The organism is Gilliamella sp. wkB108 (genome assembly GCF_001690195.1).
GTDB lineage: Bacteria > Pseudomonadota > Gammaproteobacteria > Enterobacterales > Orbaceae > Gilliamella > Gilliamella apicola_L.
The window spans coordinates 1-21,129 of the sequence record NZ_LZGM01000090.1 but is presented as its reverse complement, the minus strand read 5'-3'; the positions used below and the strand labels follow the sequence as shown (position 1 = coordinate 21,129).

The following is a 21,129-nucleotide window of genomic DNA, read 5'->3' as shown; positions in this document are numbered from 1 at the left end:
ATTTAATTTATAAAAAAAGGAATTAACATAATGAAGCAATACTGTGAACTTATCCGGGAAAAATATGCTCAAATCGGCAGTAATGACCTTGGTTATATCGAAGATGCACTTGGTACGGTAATGCAAGTACTTAATGAAATCGCTTGTGACCAACAAGTATCAGAAGATTTAAAACATAAAGCTGCTTATGCAGCAGCTAATTTGTTAATGAGTGATTTTGATGTCAATTAACTGTTGGTAGATTTATTACAAATCGAGTGGATAGATCATCTGATTCAGCATAAATGCTACCTTTATGTGCTTCAATAATCGATTTTACAATAGCTAAACCAATACCAGCACCTGAGGAATTATCATTTTCATTACGATGACGAGACTCATCTATGCGATAAAAGCGATCAAACAGATGAGGCAGATGCTTACTGTCTATCTTAGTACCTGGATTAGATATAATTATTTTGACACGTTTTTCGGTAACTTGACTTAACGTAATGGTAATTTTTTCTTTTTCAGGTGTATAACGAATTGCGTTAGATAAGATATTACTTATCGCTCGACCTAGCATTCTCTTATCACCTTGAATATGTGAACAGTTGCCTTCCAGACAAAAAGTGATATGTTTTTCATCGGTTAGAGGTTCGAAATAATCACACATCATCATAATCATATCATGCAAATCTATACAAATTAAATTTGGTATTAATTGGCGATTATCAGCCTGAGCTAAAAATAGCATATCCGATATCATTTGTGACATCTTTTCATATTCTTCTAAGTTAGAATATAAAATCTCGCGATACTCTTCAGTTGATCTTGCATTATTTAATACAATCTGTGTTTGTGTCGTTAAATTAGTAATTGGAGTACGCATTTCATGTGCTATATCGGCAGTAAAATTATGTTGTCGATGAAAAACATCTTGCATGCGATTTAATACGTTATTGAACGCAGTAACTAGACTGACATATTTTGTCGGAACTGATGTAGTTGGAATACGATAATTAAGACTTTTCAAATTGATACGTTCTATTTTCTTAATTAAGCGATTAATCGGTTTTTGCGTAATATAAATAGTCATTACTGAGCCAATTAAAGCTAAGACACAAGCTATGATAATAAGGATACCCAATCCATGCCTTAATCGACCTATAAATTCAAGTTGTAAATCACGAGCTACTGCTGCAATAGTAGTAAATTGTTTACCATTTTCAACCATTAATCTAGAAGCTGCTATGCGATAAGATGCTTTATCTACATTTGCAATTGCCGTACGATGATTTTTAATAATTTGTTCTAATACAGTTGGCGTTAACGCTATGGATAAATTAGGCCCACGAGTGCGGTAGACTATTTTCCCTGAGTCATCAATAATATAAACGAACAAACGATGATGTCCGGTCAAAATTAATAATAGGTTTTGAAAGAATTCATCCCGATTCTCATCTGGAGCATAGTAAGAAAGTTCTCGTTCAACAGAGGTAATGACAGAGTTCAATTCTGTCACATTCTGTTGAATTGAGAATTTCTCAAAAGAATTTTCAATTAAATAACTGAAACAGTAAAGTAACCCACACGTTAGTAGGCAAACTATAACAGGTAAACGAAACGAAATTAATTTATTCTGCTTCATCTAAAACATCTAATTTATAGCCCATACCACGAACTGTGTGAATTAATTTAGGTTCAAAACCGGCATCAATTTTATTGCGTAGCCGTCTGATTGCTACGTCAATAACATTTGTATCACTATCAAAGTTCATATCCCATACTTGTGAAGCGATTAATGATCTCGGTAAAACCTCACCAGGATAACGTAAAAAGTACTCTAACAATAAAAATTCTTTATTGGTTAGTTCAATACGTTTATCGGAACGTGTAACTGTACGTTTAGGCAGATCCATAACTAAATCTGCGATACTCAATTGATAATTATTAACCTGTGGAACATTGCGTCTGAGTAACGATTTAACTCTAGCTAATAATTCCGCAAATGAAAAAGGTTTAACCAAATAATCATCCGCACCAAGATTAAGTCCTTTAACTTTATCTTCTACACTACCCATTGCAGTAAGTAAAATAATTTGAGTATCTTTGCCGACTTCACGTAGTGATTGTACTATCTTCCAACCAATAATATCAGGTAACATCACATCGAGAATAATTAAATCATAATCTTCTGTCATTGCTCTATGATAACCATCTAGGCCATTATTAGTCAGGTCGACAATAAATCCAGACTCAATTAATCCCTGACGGAGATACTCACCTGTTTTCTGCTCATCTTCAACAACTAACAATTTCATCTTGAATATTTCCTTTGTTTTTTATCAGGTTATCGAAATTGCATAATGCTGTAATAGGATATATGAAAAACTCTAATGCAATCATGATAATTCAATGACTATTTTGTAATCACAATGTCATCAATCCGTTTGTTTGAGTCTGCTATAGTAGCCACACAATGATTCATGAGGCTAGACAGTATTGTTTCATTGTTTTATTTCCTTTCATCCATTCCTTGCAATTTAATGCAGCCCTAGTTTATCTAGGGTTTTTTTTTGTCTTAAAACAATGTTAGCTTAACTACAATTAATACACCAATTAGTTTGGCACAAATTTTAAGCTATATAAACAAAAATCTTACATACTCAAAAGGTAAATTAGTTTAGTTTTTGCAAAACAACACCTGTTTCAATATGCTCGGTATAAGGGAACTGATCGAACATAGCAATATTAGTAATATTGTGAGTCTGAGTCAGTTGCTGTAAATTCTCACATAAGGTATGTGGATTACACGAAATATATATAATTGTTTTATAACTCATGAGAGTATTTAGCGTTTCATCATCTAATCCACCTCTAGGTGGATCGACAAGTACAGTGTCACACTGATAATCATCAAGATCAATATCTTTTAATCGGTTGAATTCTCGCTGCTTTGTTATTGCACTGGTGAACTCTTGTGCCGATAAACGAGCAATAATCAAATTATCAATTTTATTAACTGCAATATTATGTTGCGCTGAATAGACCGAAGCTTTGGCAATTTCAGTTGCAAGTACTTTGCGAAAGTTCTGTGCTAAAGCAACAGAAAAATTACCATTACCACAATAAAATTCAAGTAAATCACCCGATAGACCTTTAGTTACTGTAATAGCCCATTCAAGCATTTTAATATTTACCGCAGCATTAGGCTGTGTAAAACTATTTTCTACTTGTCGATAGGTAAATACCTTATCCCCAACAGGTAAAACTTCATCCACATAATCAACATCTACGGGAATTTTTTGATTACTTGCACGCCCAACCAAATTTGCATTAATCCCTTGTTTTGCCAATTGCTGTTTTAAGTTTCTTGCTTGGGTAAGCCATGTTTCATCGAGTTTTTTATGATATAACAGCGTAATTAATAATTGACCACTCAAAGTTGAAAAATAGTCAATTTGAAAAAGTAAATGACGAAGCAATTGATTGTGTTGCAAAAGTGGCAAAATAGCATGCATTGCTTGATTAATCAATTTTGTCGCAATGGGAAAACTATCAACTCGTATACGCTTTTTCGTCTTTTTATCATACATAATATGATAAAGTTCTTCACCATTATGCCAAACTCTAAACTCAGCTCTCATACGATAATGACTTATTGGTGATGAATAAACCGCTAATTCAGGTAGGACGAAATTAACTAGTAGTTTTTTTAAATGGATTACTTTATTTTCTAGTTGTTGGTTATAAGTTTCGGTTGAAAAACACTCGGTCATATTATTTATTTAATGATTGTAAAAAAAACGAATATAATTTGTTATCAGCTAACTAAGAATTTATCAATAATCATACCATTAATTGTTTAACTATTTAGTGTCATTAATAAATGAAATTATCATCCTTAGTAAACTTATGTTGTTATTTTAGCATAAATAGCCAATTTTGATAAATTTTATACTAAAACGTATAGTTGACCTGAAACATTTTTACAGAAAATTTACTCTTATAAATGATTAAAAATAAATAGGTGAAAATAATTGTAATACACCTTGCTAAAATAGGATTTTATAGCCTATCTATATTAAGATTTTGCTCAAAATAAGAGGTTAACTCGCTTCTTTTTCAAAGATGCAGGCATATTGTACTATTATGCTCTCTTTTGCTTAATAATAATGAGACAAGCAATAGATTCTGTCACTTTTATTGATTGTAGTTCTAATGATTGCCGTTATAATGTGTCACATTAATTTAGACAGAAAGATCACTATGACAGCACAGACTTTTTCGGATTTAGAATTAGATGATATTTTAATTCATAACCTACAAGCAGAAAATATCCAAACACCAACAGTAATTCAAGCTCAAACCATTCCTGTGGCATTAGAAGGTAAAGATATTTTAGGCTCAGCACCAACCGGTACGGGAAAAAGCTTAGCTTTTTTACTTCCAGCGGTACAACATTTATTAGATTTTCCTCGTCGAAAACCGGGTCCACCACGAATTCTGATTTTAACCCCAACTCGCGAGCTTGCTATGCAAATTGCTGACCAAGCCAAACGATTAACCCAAGACACTCATTTAAGTATTGCAACAATTACCGGTGGTGTAGCTTATATGAATCATTCTGAGGTGTTTAGCAAAAATCAAGATATTGTCATTGCGACCACTGGTCGACTATTACAATATATTAAAGAAGAAAATTTTGATTGCCGCGCTGTTGAAATGCTCATTTTAGATGAAGCAGATCGCATGTTAGATATGGGCTTTTCACAAGATGTTGAAACGATCTCGGCAGAAACTCGTTGGCGCAAACAAACGCTTCTTTTTTCAGCGACACTAGAAGGCGAAGGCTTACATGATTTTGCTCGTCGTATCTTAAAAGATCCGATTGAAATTAACGCAGATCCTTCTCGTAAAGAGCGTAAAAAGATTTTGCAATTTTACTATCGAGCTGATGATTTAACACATAAAATTGCGCTACTCACCTATCTTTTAAAACAACCAGAAGTAAAAAAAAGTATTGTATTTGTCCGTAAACGTGAAAGAGTTCATGAATTAGTCACTTGGTTACATCAAGCTGGAATACAGAGTTGTTATCTCGAAGGAGAAATGGTGCAAGCTAAGCGAAATGAGGCAATCAAAAGGATCAGCAATAATACGGTTAATGTGCTGGTTGCAACTGATGTTGCCGCACGTGGTATTGATATTGATGACATCACTCATGTGATTAATTTTGATGCGCCAAAAACCGCGGATGTCTATTTGCATCGTATCGGTCGCACTGCCAGAGCCGGTAAAAAAGGAACTGCAATAATGCTGGTTGAAGCGCATGATAATGAGTTATTACAAAAAATCGAGCGTTACATTAAAGAACCAATTAAATTAAGAACTATCGATCAGCTGCGCCCTAAAACTAAAGCGCCCAAACCTGTTACAAAAAAGAAGCCTTCACAAAAAACAAAACTCAAACAAGCTTCTAAGAAGAAAGAAGAGACTAAAAAGAAAAAGGTTAAGCTTCGCCATCGAGATCTCAAAAATAAAGGTAAACCTAAAAAATCAATAATTAGCGCCGAATAATAATAACATGCATAATAGTTTAAGCTTATGAAATTGATTGTTCATAACGACTTGGACAATTCACTTTAATTGCTATAATGCATCAATATAAATTATGTATTTTAAAATAAGATAAGGAGAAAGATTATGACATTAGTCACTCGCAAAGCCCCTGACTTCACTTCAGCAGCGGTATTAGGTTCTGGTGAAATTGTTACCAATTTTAATTTAGCAAAACATATTCACGGTAAATACGCAGTTGTATTCTTTTGGCCTATGGATTTTACCTTTGTATGTCCTTCTGAAATCATTGCTTTTGATCACCGTTTAGAAGAATTCAAAAAACGTGGTGTAGAAGTAATTGGTGTATCTATGGATTCAGAATATGTACATAATGCTTGGCGTAATACTCCACAAGATAAAGGCGGTATTGGTGAAGTGAAATTCCCAATTGTTGCTGATGTTAAGCATTCAATTATGCAAGCTTACGGTATTGAACATCCAGAAGCTGGCGTAGCACTTCGCGCATCATTTTTCATTGATAAATCAGGTATTGTTCGTCATGAAACAATTAATGATTTACCAATTGGACGTAACATTGATGAAATGCTTCGTATTGTTGATGCTTTCCAATTCCATGAAGAACATGGTGAAGTATGTCCTGCTCAATGGACTAAAGGCAAACAAGGTATGAAAGATAATCCGAATGGTGTGGCAAGTTATTTAAAACAACATGCTAAAGAACTGTAATTGTTGAAATCCACCTTATTAGCATATATTTCTGTTAAAAATGGACTTTACTTTAACCGGAGCTTGTCTCCGGTTTTTTCATATTTTTATATAAAACCTTATCGTTACAAAATCTGTTAATCATTATTGTATATTAGGTAGTTTAGCTGTTTACCCAACTCAAAGCGTGTATAGATTTGATAACAGGCTGCGTCTAAAGGTAAACTTAGCGCCTTAACATGAAATCTTTTCATTGTATTTTTGAATGATAGCGCAATGGTCAGATTAATATGTAAACTGCTATCATAATTAAACAATTTAACATTAAAATATCATAATTATCGTTTAAATATTGAGAATATTATTATGTCATGGATCATTCTTATCATTGCAGGTCTTTTTGAAACTGGTTGGGCTATTGGTCTTAAATATTCTGAAAATTTTAGCAAATTAATACCTTCTATTATTACCCTTATCTTGATGATTATTAGTTTAGTTCTACTTAGTTTTGCGATGAAAAACTTACCGGTTGGTATTGCTTATCTTGTATGGACTGCTGTGGGTTCAGTTGGTGCGATTATTCTCGGCGTTATTCTGTTTAATGAGAGTATTTCCTTTTGGCAAGCGATTTGTATATTATTCATTATCGGAGGGGTTATTGGGCTAAAACTATTATCGTAACTTTTTACGTTATTAACTCGTAAGTTATATAGTCATATGCAAACCCACCACACCAATAATAATAATGCCCAAGCCAAATAAACGCGCTATATTTTTAGGTTCATTAAATAGCAACATATTGGCTGATACAGCTCCTGATGTGCCAAGTCCAACCCAAACAGGATAGACAATACTTAATTCAAGGTAATGTAATGAAAGATAAAACAGCACAAATGAAACAAAAAATCCTCCCCAATATAGAATTAATCTGATTAGATTTTTTTGTTGTGCATATAATTTAAGCCCGACTGCACCGACAACTTCAAATATTGATGCAGTAAATATTAACAGCCATCCCATAAAATCGCCCTTTATTTCTTATAACTTAGCTATCAGTACGTTTAAGTTGTACAACCCCAATTATGATTAATGCCACAAAAAAAATTTGTATTGCCTTTATCTCCTTGCCAAACAGCAACATATCAATAATCGTCGCACCCACCGCACCAACGCCTGAAAAAATCGCATAAACCGTACCTGTTGGAATTGTTTTACAAGCATTGGTGAGAAAAGTAAAATCAATCAGAATCAGGGTGATAATAATCATCCATTGCCAAAGTTCTGTGGCAATACTAAATCCTAAAATCCAACATAATTCAAAAAAGCAGGTTAATACCACAAATGCCCACTCTTTATTCACGCTAAACATAGCTACCTCGCTATTACTATTTTTTTACTTATCTTTGTTGTTTTGATTTGTTCTTTTCGCCGAAGTTTGTCATTGAAAGCGAAAGACGGTTCGCAAACCGATTGGCCTGCCACCTAAAGATCTATTGGTATAGTCAGAAACTAATTTGCCTTACCTTAAAGCATCAATATTACAAAAATTCTTTAACTTTTTATTATTATTTATTCACTGTAGAAATAATTCTATAATGAAGAAATATAAATAGCAAGTTAAAAAACGTTTATTATTCAAGATATCAGCTATCTATCAGAAGGTTATCTTTGCTCAAATAATGATAAAAGCGATATAATGATACTGTTTTTTCTTTTTTGAGATTAAGAATGAGAATGAAAAATCCAGATAAAATCAAAACCACCGGACCCAAAGGACTAGCATCTCAAACTATGGTTCTTGCAGCGATTGAATTTATGGAAGATGTTGGGGATTCAGCATTTAGTTTGCGTAAACTTGCCAGTAAAATAGCTTGCGATCCAATGTCATTACAATATCATTTTAAATCCAAAAAAGGACTGGAGCGTGCTATGGCTGAGGAGCTAACGCGTAGAATATCCACGATTAGCCATACCGCATCTTGGGAAGATCGTCTTAAACATTTAGCTTATCAATATCGAGAAATTGCCCTTGCCTATCCTAATACGTTTAAATTAATGCAGCAATTTTGGAGTACCGGACTTGCCGATTATATTCGAGCTGAATATGTCTGTCAGGCACTCGTAGATGCTGGTTTTAATGATAACCAAGTAACCAGTTTTTGTTTAGGTTATTATGCCTGCATTATTGGACTTGCAGCTTCTGAAGCTGGTGGATTACTACGCCCTGCCGATGATGCCGATTTACAAGATATTCAAAGACTTCCAAATCAAGGTTTTGAACTGACCAAGAAACTTGCTCCGGCCTTCAACGCCATCGAATCTGGCCAAGTTTTTGCGTATACTGTAAATCTATTTATTGAAGGCATAAAAAAAGCACTATAAATAAAACAATTGCGTAACCAATAGCTAAGTAGCAGGAACTTTATTGCAACCAGTATATTGTTACAAACAATGATGCATATTTTCAAATAGCATCTAACTCGTATTCAGCGTATTAGAGGGGTAGCTCCAGCTCCAATAACAGTGATTTTACTACTTGTAAGCTCTTGTAAAGGCAATGAATTACCTTCGCTAACTAGATGTTTATTAAATAAATTATCGACGTTAGCGGTTAGCATGACGTTTTTAATAAATTGATACTGACCATTAACGTTCAAAGTAGAATATAGATATAGTTAGTTGATAAAACTATTGCTAACTTTCTCACATCAATAATTATACTATTACCGTTTTTACTCATCCCCTATTACTGATGTTGAAAAATGCTAATGTAAGGCTTACCTAACTACATAGAGCTTAACCTCTGTAATTGACAAACAGTAAGTTCCCTAAAATGAGTGAGTGAATAAAAATCAAACACAACATGAACAGCCTAACCTCAAATAATAGCGATTAGGTAATAGACGACCAATGTGCTGGTATTGTCAGTTTCCACCGATAAATTCAGCGAAAACTGATGATTGATTTAATTTTGTAACGTTTTACGATAGGCCACAATATCTTCAATAGTCACTACAGGTAGATGATGCTGTTTAGCAAATTGGACTACTTGTGGCGCTCTTGCCATTGTGCCATCGTCATTAGTTAATTCACACAGAACGGCAGCAGGTTTTAAACCAGCTAATGTCACTAAATCAATGGACGCTTCTGTATGACCTCGACGAACTAATACTCCGCCTTCTTTAGCGACTAATGGAAATACATGCCCGGGATGATTTAAATCACTAGGTTTAGCATTATCTGCAACTGCTGCTTTAATTGTCGTTACACGATCTGCTGCTGAAACCCCTGTTGACACCCCTTCAGCTGCTTCTATAGATATAGTAAATGCGGTGTTATTTTTACTTGTATTATGAGCAACCATCATCGGTAATTGCAATTGATCACAACGTGCTTGTGGCAAGCATAAACAAACTATCCCACTACCATAACGAATAGTTAAAGCCATTTGTGCTGCTGTGATTGTTTCAGCCGACCAGATAATATCACCCTCATTTTCTCGATCTTCATCATCTAAAACTAATACGCCTTGACCGGCTTTAATTGATGCAATTGCTTTTTGTACACGTTCAATCGATGTACCAAACTCTTTTAAATTAAACTGATTCATGGTAAGTACCTATATTTTTTATCAAAAATTTATTATTTACCAAATTAATTTTAAGCGCTAACTTGAGCAGATCTGATTTGTTTAACAACATCAGTAAAATTACTATCTAATGCTACTACCTATCAATTTTGCTTTTTGGAATGCTAAAATTAAATAAATAAAAATAAATTAAATACCAGAATCAGGGCATGTGCTTGACCATAGTGACATTGCTCTTCAGCAATTTTGAAAAGATAAGCAACTCTCTTTTATCCAGACTTTAACTGTCGGCTTTGGAATTTCACCAAATCTGCTAGTCCTTAATATAATCACATTGTGAATATCACTACTTTGCAATAACTCTGATACCCAAATGATATCTGTTTTATTCAAGTCTGTAGTAGTTCACTCAGTTCAACAGGTTTACAAGATAACTCGTAAAAATCTAATATATTAAGCGCTCGTGGGCTATACCACCGGTGGGGATTTACACCCCGCCCTGAGAATTTTGTCAGTAAACTGACCGCATGACACTATAATACAAAACGAGACAAAAAACACGGATAATTTATAGGGATAATATTGCCACCATAAGTGGCAATATCAATATGAAGTACAATTTTAACGCATACGAAGTTCACGCAATCGACGTCGTTCAGCTCTACGCATTAATAACCATGAAATAAATCCGATGATACCAACGATTAATAAAATAATGGTCGCTAATGCATTTACTTGGGGATCGACACCTAATCTAACTTTAGAAAAGATTAGTTTTGGTAATGTCATTGCACCCGGACCTGTTACAAAATTAGCAATGACCACATCATCAAGCGATAACGTAAAAGCCAATAACCAACCAGAAACTAACGCTGGTGCTATCATTGGTAAAGTGATAATAAAAAAGACCTTTAACGGATTCGCGCCTAAATCTAAAGCAGCCTCTTCGATAGATCTATCTAATTCACGTAATCTTGCACTTATCACCACAGTTACATAAGCTGTACAAAAGGTGGCATGCGCCATCCAAATAGTTAACGCACCACGATCTTTAGGCCAACCGAGGACTTGCCCCATTCCAACAAATAATAAGAGCAATGCCAAACCAGTTATCACATCAGGCATAACTAGTGGTGCGGTTGTCATAAATGAGAACAGATTAGAGCCTCTAAAACGTCTGAAACGAATAATTGCATAAGCTGCTAATGTACCTAAAATAATAGCAAAAGTTGCTGCACCTGCAGCAATAGATAAACTTAAACCTACAGCTTTAAGTAATGTTTCATTATGTATTAATTCAAAGTACCATTTAGTTGAAAATTCGGCCCATACCGTTACTAAACGTGAACTATTAAACGAATAGACAATCAAAATAATCATTGGAATATACAAAAACGAAAACACTAACACTATAATTAAGCTTTTCAAACTTTTACAAATTAAAGCTAATGTCACCATTGCTGTAACTACAATACTGAAAATTAGACAGCCTACATATAAACTACTATTGCCAATTAATTCTAACCCTGACGATGAGATTAAAATGCTTAATATATAAGAACCAATTAACGATGAAATAAAGACAATCAAGGCTGATCGCATAATAATTGATGAATTATTCATTTATCTGCCTCCCATTTGTCGATTTTGGAATTTATTGAAATAGTAAATAGGAACAATTAATATCAATAACATCACTGCAGCTACCGCTGAAGCTGCTGGCCAATCATGATTATTAAAGAATTCTGTCCACAACTGTGTACCAATCATAATACCTTCTGAAGGGCCTAATAACTCTGGAATAACATATTCCCCTACTGCAGGAATAAACACAAGCATACCACCAGCTATTACACCATTTTTGGTCAGTGGCACAATAATTTTGAAAAAGGTTCTAATTGGCTTACAACCTAAATCTAATGCTGCTTCTATTAATGTAGAATCAACTTTACTTAGCGATGTATAAATAGGTAAGACCACAAAAGGTAGATAAGAATACACAATACCAATATAAACAGCTAAATAGGTTTTCATTATAATTAACGGATGATTGATATCAATTACGCCCAACCAGGCTAAAAAATTATTTAATAAGCCATTAGGATTAAGTATGCCGATCCATGCATAAACGCGAATCAAAAACGAAGTCCATGAAGGTAAAATAATCAATAATAATAGAATATTACGAGTTGATGGTTTACATTGTGAAATCGCCCATGCCAATGGGTAACCAATCAAAATACATAATAATGTCGAAATAGCAGCAACTTTTAAAGACTGTAAATAAGAATCTATGTAAATCGTATCACTAATTAAATTTAGATAATTACCAAAATTTAACGCTATATTAAGTAAACCATCGTCATAACTAAATAAATCTGTATATGGTGGTACAGCTAAAGCCATTTCAGAAAAACTGATTCTAAATACAATCAAAAATGGTAATAAAAATAGTAATAACATCCAAAGGTAAGGGATCGCAATTACTATAGATCGACCATAAAGTGTCATCAAATCAGACTCATCTCGTTGCAGGCGCATTTTTTTAACTGCAAAATAGATAGCAACAATACCTGCCGGTATAAATAAGATACTTCCGGCAATAATAAGTCGATAAGCAAATTTAGACGGTTTGTAATACACTAAATATAGCCCGACACATGACACTATAAGTGATAGCGTCATTGCCATAAATAACGCATCTAAAAATAAATTATCAAACGCTCCGGTAGTTACAAAACGCCAATAAACATTGAGTAACACAAATGCATTTAACAATACACCCAATAAAATGGATCGCATCACTATATCCTCTTTTATTTATTCGGTAAGAACAACACAACTATCAACTTCCCAACTAAGGTTTACTGTGTCTCCCCAAGTTGGCATACCTTTACGATAACGATGTTCATTTTGTAATTGCGCAATGATAATTTGTCCACTTGATAATTTGACGTGATAAATAGAGAGATCACCCAAATAAGCAATTTCCACAACCTCACCTACTGCAACGTTATAAGCGTTTTCTGGTATTTGTTCACAAAGTTTGATTTTTTCTGGTCGCAATGCAACTTTGATTGGTACACCTTCAACTGCTGGAGAATCATAATCAACTTTTAATGGATGTTTAATCATTGGACAAGCAATAATCAAACCATCTTCTAAAGTCTCTTGTAAAATACCGTCAAAAATGTTCACTGAACCAATAAATTCTGCACTATAACGACAATTTGGATGCTCATAAATTTCTTCAGGCTCTCCAATTTGCACAAATTGCCCTTTGTTCATAATTGCGATTCGTCCTGCCATTGTCATGGCTTCTTCCTGATCATGAGTAACCATAACACAAGTCGCACCCACCTGCTCTAAAATGCTAACAACTTCAAGTTGCATACGATCTCGAAGTTGTTTATCTAAAGCCCCCATTGGTTCATCAAGTAACAACAATTTTGGTCGTTTAGCTAAACTTCTGGCTAACGCAACTCGTTGCCTCTGTCCACCGGATAATTGGTGTGGTTTACGTTTACCGAACTGCTCCATATGAACCAGAGCTAACATTTCTTCTACACGTTGTTTGATTTCATTACTATTTAATTTGTCTTGTTTTAAACCAAATGCAATATTTTGCTCAACCGTCATGTGAGGAAATAGAGCATACGATTGAAACATCATATTGATAGGTCGATTATAAGGAGGTACTTGAGATAAATCCTTGCCATCTAAAATAATCTGTCCTGAAGTCGGTTGTTCGAACCCCGCTAACATACGCAATAGTGTTGATTTACCACTACCAGATGCCCCTAATAAAGCAAAAATCTCGCCTGTATAAATAGTGAGATTCACATCATCAACAGCATAATAATCATCATTAAAAACTTTGGTTAAATTTTTGATCTCCAACAGTGGAGTTATCATCTTTTTTTTAGGCTGTACCTGATTTGTTGTTTTATCGTTCACTCTTTTTTCCTCATAACAACAAGCCAAAAAAAACGAAACGGAAAGATCAATTCAATCTCTCCGTCTTGAATACTTTATTAAATAACTCTGTATTTAATAAATCACTTACTTACCAGTTTTAAGTTTTGTCCAAGTCCGAGTAATAACTCGTTCAAGTTTAGGCTCTTTAACTTTTAAAGTGAATAACTTTTCCATCACTTCTGGTTTTGGATAAACCGCCGGATCGTTTTTCACCTCTGGTTTGACAAATTCATCATTAGCAACTTTATTTGCACTAGCAAAGTTAACATCATTGGTAACTTGTGCGGCAATCTCTGGTTTCATAACAAAATTTAAGAACTCGTGCGCTTCTTCAACATTAGCTGAATCTTTTGGAATGGCAAAGGTATCAAAGAATACAAGTGCGCCTTCTTTAGGAATTTGATAGCCAATATGTACACCATTTTTAGCTTCATTTGCCCTATCACGAGATTGCAGAATATCACCTGACCAACCTAAAATCACACAAATATCACCATTAGCAAGATCGGTAATATATTGTGACGAGTGGAAATAACGGATATTTGGTCTTACTTTTGCTAATAAGTCGTAAGCTGCTCCGGTATAGTCTTTAGCATCAGTACTATTTGGATCTTTACCTAAATATTGTAAAGCACTAGCAAAAATTTCGGTTGGCGCATCAAGAAATGCCACACCACAATCTTTCAGTTTTTCCATGTTTTCTGGTTTGAATACTAAATCCCAACTATCAACTGGTGCATCCGCTCCTAAACGTTCTTTAACTTTATCAATATTGTAACCAATACCTGTTGTCATCCAAACATACGGAATTGCGTACTTATTATCAGGATCGTGAGTTGCCATTAATTTCATTAAATTAGGATCAAGATTTTTCCAATTTGGTAATTTGCTTTTATCTAATGGTAGATAAATATCTGATTTAATCTGTCTGGCTAAGAAACTATCCGAAGGTGACACAACATCAAAACCTGAATGGCCTGCCATTAGTTTACCTTCTAATGCTTCATTTGAATCATAAACATCATACACCAGCTTAATACCCGTTGAATTTTCAAAATCAACAATTGTTTTTGAACCTATTTGTCCTGCCCAATTATAAAAATGTACAACACGATCTTTAGCTATGGCCGATTGTGATAAAGCTAGTGAAACACCAGCAAGAATTGAAAGAATTGTTTTACGTTGAGTAAACATGCTCACCACTTCTCCTCTTGTATAGGGATATTACATGTTAGACACAAGCCCATTGCAATGACACAACGGACCCCCAAATTTTACCCGTTACTTTTAAAAAAATAACCTGGCGAAACCGAGGTAATCAGGCAATCACAAGTCATTAACTGATTATAATTAATGAACAAGTAGAGCTAACCTTGCATTACGAGGGATAAAATACCTTTTTTTTAAAAGATGTCCACTTAAATAATCAAATATCATCAGATTCAGGATTGAGTGGTCATATTTTAGCCTCTCAACCCTGATTTAACGATCTATTGACGATTAATTTTGATAATTTTATTCGGCGTTGGCTTGTGAGGTTTTGGTATGAGGTTGCCAAATACGATATTGAATAGTTAACTCACTTGGTACATAAAAGACAATCGGTAATCGACTGTTATAATCTAACAAACCTAAATTGTGATGAATGGTAACAAATTGCTTTTGTGTTGCATTGTCAGGACAAGCCATTAAAGTTGACACACCATCACCAACTTTATCCACTACATAATATGAATATCCCCAACCTTTTAACTCTTTTTGCACCACTTTGCCAGATAAACTATGCGCGTTACAATCCACATTCATATTTTTACCAATTAATACTTCGACACGGGCATTACTCTCATCTGATAAGGCGGGAAGATGAATTGTATAACGAGTATAACCCACTTTTGCCTCAGGATAAGGTGCTATTTCACTTAACTTTTGATTAGTGACAGGTACATTTGGGCTTTTCGCACAAGCGCTTAATACAACGCTCATCAACGTTAATAACAGTAATTTTTTCATTTTATGCCTCCGTTAAACTTCGTTATCATTAACATTACGTTATATGATTTTTAAATGAGAGTGGGTATAATACCACTATTGAATTTAATTAATACGGTCAAATAATGCCAGCCGAAAAAAATACTTACGATTTATTAAAATTAATTTTAAATCTTTTACTGATTGGTTTACTTATAATTCTTACTTACCGTGTTGTAGAAGCTTTTTTATTTGGCTTTTTCTGGGCTGTAATGGTAGTGATAACCACTTGGCCATTAATGATAAATATACAACAACGACTGTTTAACAAACGATGGTTATCATTGCTAGTAATGACGTTAATACTATCATTGGTGTGTGTCATTCCTTTTTTTCTAATTATTAGCAGTGTTGCTCAAAATGGTCATTACCTTATTGAATGGGCAAAAACCCTTCAATCTAAAGAACTACCAACTTTTGACTGGTTAAATAACATACCTATGTTTGGTACTGAGTTACATCAAAAATGGTTAGAACTGATTAAAACCGACGGATCTGATTTAATCACCAGCATTCAACCTTATATTGGCACAGTGATAGGATGGTTGTTAGAACAAGCAACTAACATCGGTCTATTTATCTTCCATGGTGGGGTCATGATTATTTTCAGCCTGCTACTATTTTTAAAAGGTGAAAGTATTACTAAATATGTTTACCTATTTGCTAACCGTCTATCTAAACAATATGGAGCAACAACCGTAACTTTAGCCGGACAATCAATCCGTGCCGTAGCATTGGGTGTTGTTGTGACCGCCATTACATTGGCATTAATTGGTGGATTAAGTTTTATATTGACCAATATGCCATTCCCTGGAATTTTAACACTGATTTTATTTATCTGTTGTGTTGCACAAATTGGACCGGTCATAGTCATGTTAGGTTGCATTATTTGGCAATTCTGGGACGGTCACACCACGTCGGGTATAATACTTATTGTTGTGGCTGTCGTTTTAACCACTCTTGATAGTGTAATGCGAGCCTTTTTAATTAAAAAAGGGGCTGACTTACCATTCTTACTTATTTTATTTGGTGTGATTGGTGGGCTTCTTGGTTTTGGTATTATGGGATTATTTATCGGACCTGTGGTACTCGCTCTGGCTTATAAGTTAATTCAAACTTGGATCAATGAACAATCTTGATATAGCTTTGATCACAAATAAAGCCATTTTTAATATATATATTTTATTAAGTTAATTAAAATAACGCCAATGTTATAAAGGGAGTGTTATTTTCTAGTGTAAATTATGTTATTCTACCAACTAAATTAGTTACGATGATAAATGAATCATGCGAATACCATTTATAAAATATAATCACCAAAAGCATCTTGATGAATTAGGAAAAATTCAGCAAAACGCAGATCAATATCATATTGTATATGAACCTGAAGCTTATCGTTTGGCGCTTTTAGATCATATTTATAAAGCACAACAACGAATCTATATTGTTGCGCTCTATTTAGAAAAAGATGAAGCCGGAAAAGAAATACTTGATGCACTTTATCAAATTAAACAACAGTGGCCGAATATAGACATTAAAATATTTATGGACTGGCACAGAGCGCAACGTGGTCGTATTGGTGAAGATAAAACGCAAACTAATGCCCGTTATTATTACCAATTAAAACAACAGCACCCTGATATAGATATTCCTATTTATGGTGTACCTATTAACCGCCGTGAAGTGCTTGGCGTATTACATCTTAAAGGCTATATCATTGATAACACCGTCATTTACAGTGGTGCAAGTATTAATAATGTTTATTTACACAAACTTGATAAATACCGTTACGATCGTTATCACTTTATTAAAAATAAAGTTTTAGCTGATAGCATGGTATCATATGTGGATAACAACTTTTTACCATTGGACGGATTACAAAGACTCGATGTTGAAAAGCACAAAAGTCGAAAACAGATTAAAAATGAAATTAGATCATTGCGCCAACATCTTCAAGATGTTAATTATCAATATACCAGTAATGCGGATAACGATACATTATCGGTAGCACCAATTGCTGGTCTTGGACGTAATAATGCGCTGAATAAAATTATTCATCATTTAATTAACTCAACCCAACAAAAAATAGTATTTTGTACACCTTATTTTAATCTACCTAATATCTTAGTGCGCGATATTATTCGATTACTTCGTAAAGGTCGTCAGGTTGAGATCATAATTGGCGATAAAGAAGCTAACGATTTCTTTATTCCCGAAGACCAACCGTTTAACATCTCTGGTGGATTACCCTATTTATATGAAATCAACTTAAGAAAATTTATTGAACGATTACAATCATTTGTCGATAAAGAGCAACTTATTATTCGATTATGGAAAGACGCAGATCAAACTTATCATTTGAAAGGTATCTGGATTGATGATCAATGGGTACTAATTACCGGTAATAACCTTAATCCTAGAGCTTGGCGATTAGATCTTGAAAATGGTATTTTGGTTCACGACCCTAAACAAGAGTTACAAAATCAATTCACAAAAGAGCTTAATACTATTCGTGAAAAAACTACCTTGGTAACCCATTTTCAACAAATTCAGGCTAGCCAATTTTATCCGAAGCATGTTCACAAACTAATTAAACGATTAAGCCGAATTAAAGTAGATAGAATAATAAAAAGATTGCTATAAAATCGCTCCTGTGTAGCATGCTTTTAATTATTTTTAGTGCTAATCGCTTTTTTACATAAAAAATGATCGGAACCTGACGTACTCTCAAACACTGTATTTTGAGGCATTTTTTATTTTTACTATTATCAAAAAGCCCCTTTTTGCCAACATATCTTTATCTGATTAACAAAAATGGGCTATTTACTATGAAAAACCGGCTAACTTAAAATAAGCTAGCACAAAAATTTTACTTCACTCTAGCTGTCAATTTCTTCATTATTTTAAGGTTTGACACATACCGCCCGATAATCAAAATAGTTATCTTGAGAATAGTAATTAATATTGCCATAAGATGAATTAACTAACAAAGCATAACCATTTTGGATACTACTTGGATTCGTGGCTACACTGTTGGTCCAATATGAACGATATCTATCCCAATCACTGTCCGGATAACCACTGCACCTATATCGGGTTCCAAGCACGGCAACATCAGCTGAAAATTCAGTATTTGTTAAACATCCCCATTCATTTAATATTCCACCTTGCCACTTTGTAGGAGTCTCAAGGTAACTTAATTTACGCTTATAGCTATCTCCAGCGGATTCACTACCGTCAATAAAACCTTCTCGCCAACCAAAATTAGGTTGGTTCGCATTGGTGTAATCATTAACATTTGGTAATCGATAACCAAAACTCTCACAATAAGATCTCGCCTGAGCTTGACCATCTAGACCATTCCCTGTTTTTGAACCAGGATAAGATTTTCCGGGCTGTGCTATATACCAACGCATTAAGCGAAATTCATACAATAACTTTTTCCTACTGCTATCAGCATAAAGCTTAAATGTCACAGGACTAAAGCTTTTATCGCCAGAGGAATACCTAGGACCAGATAACTGTACCTTTACTGCTGGTACAGGTGGAAATGGACCATACCATCCTGTACTAATTATTGGTCCTCCAGCAGAGGTTGGACCGTCACCACGTCTCCACTGAGGGGTCTCTGTTGCAGTTAGGGTTAAATGAACATTACTGCCTGATGCAGTTACTTGACTGCCATTAATAGCGACGACCTCAGCAGGAGTGATGCCATTAGTGATCAAATAAAAGTTTAATCCGTGAGCTCCGGTAGTAGGGAAATTATTATTATTTACCGAATTTGCTCCCCAATAATTACCACTATTGGCAGGTTTGGTAACCCTAAAACCTAATCCTGTTACAAAATTTCTATTATCCCAATCATATTGCATGCTCAAATTTGGTTCCGCGAAACATACTCGCCCTGCTTCTGCTTTATTAGGAACGATGTAATAAGTATGAGAACTAACGTTATATCCACTAATTTTAGGATCTCCATATTTGGTACTAAATTGACCCGGCCCCACCATTACGGTTAACTTGTACGGTGCATCGCAAAAATTTATAGCCCCATTTGGGTTATCTCCTACATCCATAGTTATATCTCTATCATCCTTATCTTTCCATCTTACGGAGACAGCCCCTGTAATATTGTCATAAGTATCACCATCCGCGTCTCCCCAATAATTATTAGGACCAATTATATTATTCATATAATAGGAGGGGTAACGATTATTATTAGCTGGAAACGGCACTACCGTTTTTACTGTAGAAAAAGTCTCTTCCCCATTTGGTAACTCAATTGGTTTATCTAAAGATGACGTATCGTCAGTAGCTTTAATTTCATTGCCGTCTGATAACGTGATACTTAACAATGTACTGGCATCGTTGACTTTAGTTACCCCACCATCAAAGGTTAAATAGGGAGGTTCGCCATTAATAGTTTTAGCTGTACGAGCATTTAATCCATAAGCGCTATTTATAGCTAATAGAAAACTTACACTGAGTAATAGCGGTTTTAATAATGGCCTGATAAATTTTGATACTTTTATTTTGGAATGAGAATTTATTGCTACATAAGAACGTATTGATGAATAGGGAAAGATTGATACTGAAAATTGTCTTCCTAAAATTACCGGCACTTTAATACTGCTCGGTTGCCTGGCTTCTAAACATATCCTTTTTAACATACTATCAGCCTTTTGTATAAATATGTGGTTATATTATTATTGAATAATTTGTTATTACAATGCCAAGAGAGACGCAAAACAGTATAAGTATGATATTAATATTATGCAATTGTATGTAAATGAGATTTGTTAAGAAATGTAAATAATTAATATAAAATTTAAGTTAACAACTTCTTTTTATTTAATAAAAAAAAACAATAACATAGCTTAAAAATAACCTTATAGATCATATCTGTTTTTAATGAAACGTTACGAGATATAGATGTTTTAAATGACATACTATCAAAAAATATTATGTTTATATTTGAGTAAAATAAAGTTGATGTGAATCGCCGTAGTCAATCCCAATATCTCGATAAAAATAGTGATTTTTTTATGATTGCCTTCGTTGCTAATTAACCTTTTACAATCCATTGGGCATCAATCTACCTACAGGTAATTTGGATTTCTGTCTGATATTGATGCAAATTAATCTACTTAGCACTATTTAGTGAATGAAAAGATAATGACTTGCAATTTTTGTAAAGATGTTTCAGGTAAGCTATACGTTTAAGTATAAATTATAGGCTGAATTCAACATCTAAATGCGAA

Annotated in this window: 19 protein-coding genes; 7 read left to right on the top strand and 12 right to left on the bottom strand. The window is 34.1% G+C overall.

The window, feature by feature from the left end:
- Positions 1 to 30 precede the first annotated feature (30 nt).
- Positions 31 to 231, top strand: coding sequence for a YaeP family protein (locus A9G11_RS10435; protein ID WP_065619551.1), 201 nt, complete (start codon positions 31 to 33; stop codon positions 229 to 231).
- Here the strand turns inward: A9G11_RS10435 and A9G11_RS10430 are convergent.
- From A9G11_RS10430 to trmA, 3 genes are all read right to left on the bottom strand, one after another.
- Positions 224 to 1,630 carry a heavy metal sensor histidine kinase gene (locus A9G11_RS10430; RefSeq protein WP_065619550.1) on the bottom strand — a complete coding sequence of 469 codons (1,407 nt, stop codon included), beginning with the start codon at positions 1,628 to 1,630 and terminating at the stop codon, positions 224 to 226. The genes A9G11_RS10435 and A9G11_RS10430 overlap by 8 nt on opposite strands.
- Positions 1,617 to 2,303 carry a heavy metal response regulator transcription factor gene (locus tag A9G11_RS10425; RefSeq protein ID WP_065619549.1) on the bottom strand — a complete coding sequence of 229 codons (687 nt, stop codon included), beginning with the start codon at positions 2,301 to 2,303 and terminating at the stop codon, positions 1,617 to 1,619. Before A9G11_RS10425 ends, A9G11_RS10430 begins: the two co-directional genes overlap by 14 nt.
- 357 nt (positions 2,304 to 2,660) lie before the next feature.
- Positions 2,661 to 3,761 (bottom strand): tRNA (uridine(54)-C5)-methyltransferase TrmA, encoded by a 1,101-nt coding sequence (trmA, locus tag A9G11_RS10420; protein WP_065619548.1) that lies wholly within the window; start codon positions 3,759 to 3,761, stop codon positions 2,661 to 2,663.
- Between the two features lie 490 nt (positions 3,762 to 4,251).
- Between trmA and srmB the strand changes: the two genes are divergently transcribed.
- The 3 genes from srmB to A9G11_RS10405 all read left to right on the top strand — a co-directional run bounded on the left by srmB (position 4,252) and on the right by A9G11_RS10405 (position 6,951).
- Positions 4,252 to 5,562 (top strand): ATP-dependent RNA helicase SrmB, encoded by a 1,311-nt coding sequence (srmB, locus tag A9G11_RS10415; protein ID WP_065619547.1) that lies wholly within the window; start codon positions 4,252 to 4,254, stop codon positions 5,560 to 5,562.
- A gap of 126 nt (positions 5,563 to 5,688) precedes the next feature.
- Positions 5,689 to 6,291 carry a peroxiredoxin C gene (locus A9G11_RS10410; protein ID WP_065619546.1) on the top strand — a complete coding sequence of 201 codons (603 nt, stop codon included), beginning with the start codon at positions 5,689 to 5,691 and terminating at the stop codon, positions 6,289 to 6,291.
- 345 nt (positions 6,292 to 6,636) lie between these two features.
- The gene (locus tag A9G11_RS10405; RefSeq protein WP_065619545.1) at positions 6,637 to 6,951 is read left to right on the top strand and encodes a DMT family transporter; all 315 of its coding nucleotides are present in this window, start codon (positions 6,637 to 6,639) and stop codon (positions 6,949 to 6,951) included.
- 24 nt (positions 6,952 to 6,975) lie between these two features.
- Here the strand turns inward: A9G11_RS10405 and A9G11_RS10400 are convergent, their stop codons facing one another.
- Both A9G11_RS10400 and A9G11_RS10395 read right to left on the bottom strand, forming a co-directional pair.
- Positions 6,976 to 7,290, bottom strand: a complete 315-nt coding sequence (locus tag A9G11_RS10400) for a DMT family transporter (RefSeq protein WP_065619544.1) — start codon at positions 7,288 to 7,290, stop codon at positions 6,976 to 6,978.
- A gap of 25 nt (positions 7,291 to 7,315) precedes the next feature.
- Positions 7,316 to 7,639 (bottom strand): DMT family transporter, encoded by a 324-nt coding sequence (locus A9G11_RS10395; RefSeq protein ID WP_218056124.1) that lies wholly within the window; start codon positions 7,637 to 7,639, stop codon positions 7,316 to 7,318.
- A gap of 365 nt (positions 7,640 to 8,004) precedes the next feature.
- Between A9G11_RS10395 and A9G11_RS10390 the strand changes: the two genes are divergently transcribed.
- Positions 8,005 to 8,652 carry a TetR/AcrR family transcriptional regulator gene (locus A9G11_RS10390; protein ID WP_065619543.1) on the top strand — a complete coding sequence of 216 codons (648 nt, stop codon included), beginning with the start codon at positions 8,005 to 8,007 and terminating at the stop codon, positions 8,650 to 8,652.
- 583 nt (positions 8,653 to 9,235) lie between these two features.
- Here the strand turns inward: A9G11_RS10390 and ribB are convergent.
- The 6 genes from ribB to eco all read right to left on the bottom strand — a co-directional run bounded on the left by ribB (position 9,236) and on the right by eco (position 15,847).
- The gene (gene ribB, locus A9G11_RS10385) at positions 9,236 to 9,880 is read right to left on the bottom strand and encodes a 3,4-dihydroxy-2-butanone-4-phosphate synthase (protein WP_065619542.1); all 645 of its coding nucleotides are present in this window, start codon (positions 9,878 to 9,880) and stop codon (positions 9,236 to 9,238) included.
- A gap of 600 nt (positions 9,881 to 10,480) precedes the next feature.
- Positions 10,481 to 11,317 carry an ABC transporter permease subunit gene (locus A9G11_RS10380; RefSeq protein ID WP_065619594.1) on the bottom strand — a complete coding sequence of 279 codons (837 nt, stop codon included), beginning with the start codon at positions 11,315 to 11,317 and terminating at the stop codon, positions 10,481 to 10,483.
- A 165-nt stretch (positions 11,318 to 11,482) separates the two neighbouring features.
- Entirely contained in the window at positions 11,483 to 12,400 is a 918-nt protein-coding gene (gene potH, locus A9G11_RS10375) for a putrescine ABC transporter permease PotH (RefSeq protein WP_065619593.1), read from the bottom strand.
- A gap of 279 nt (positions 12,401 to 12,679) precedes the next feature.
- Positions 12,680 to 13,816, bottom strand: a complete 1,137-nt coding sequence (potG, locus tag A9G11_RS10370; RefSeq protein WP_081298533.1) for a putrescine ABC transporter ATP-binding subunit PotG — start codon at positions 13,814 to 13,816, stop codon at positions 12,680 to 12,682.
- Positions 13,817 to 13,921: 105 nt separating this feature from the next.
- Complete coding sequence (locus A9G11_RS10365) at positions 13,922 to 15,031, bottom strand: extracellular solute-binding protein (protein ID WP_065619541.1); 1,110 nt, start codon at positions 15,029 to 15,031, stop codon at positions 13,922 to 13,924.
- Positions 15,032 to 15,352: 321 nt separating this feature from the next.
- On the bottom strand, positions 15,353 to 15,847 hold the full coding sequence (gene eco, locus A9G11_RS10360; protein WP_065619540.1) for a serine protease inhibitor ecotin: 495 nt from the start codon (positions 15,845 to 15,847) through the stop codon (positions 15,353 to 15,355).
- A gap of 104 nt (positions 15,848 to 15,951) precedes the next feature.
- On the opposite strand from eco, the gene ydiK reads away from it, so the two are divergent.
- Both ydiK and pssA read left to right on the top strand, forming a co-directional pair.
- A complete protein-coding gene (ydiK, locus tag A9G11_RS10355) occupies positions 15,952 to 17,004 on the top strand; it encodes an AI-2E family transporter YdiK (RefSeq protein WP_081298532.1) in 1,053 nt (350 codons plus the stop codon).
- A gap of 148 nt (positions 17,005 to 17,152) precedes the next feature.
- Complete coding sequence (pssA, locus tag A9G11_RS10350; RefSeq protein ID WP_065619539.1) at positions 17,153 to 18,508, top strand: CDP-diacylglycerol--serine O-phosphatidyltransferase; 1,356 nt, start codon at positions 17,153 to 17,155, stop codon at positions 18,506 to 18,508.
- A 260-nt stretch (positions 18,509 to 18,768) separates the two neighbouring features.
- Here pssA and A9G11_RS10345 read toward each other — a convergent pair whose 3' ends face one another.
- A complete protein-coding gene (locus tag A9G11_RS10345) occupies positions 18,769 to 20,538 on the bottom strand; it encodes a hypothetical protein (RefSeq protein WP_065619538.1) in 1,770 nt (589 codons plus the stop codon).
- Between the last annotated feature and the right edge of the window lie 591 nt (positions 20,539 to 21,129).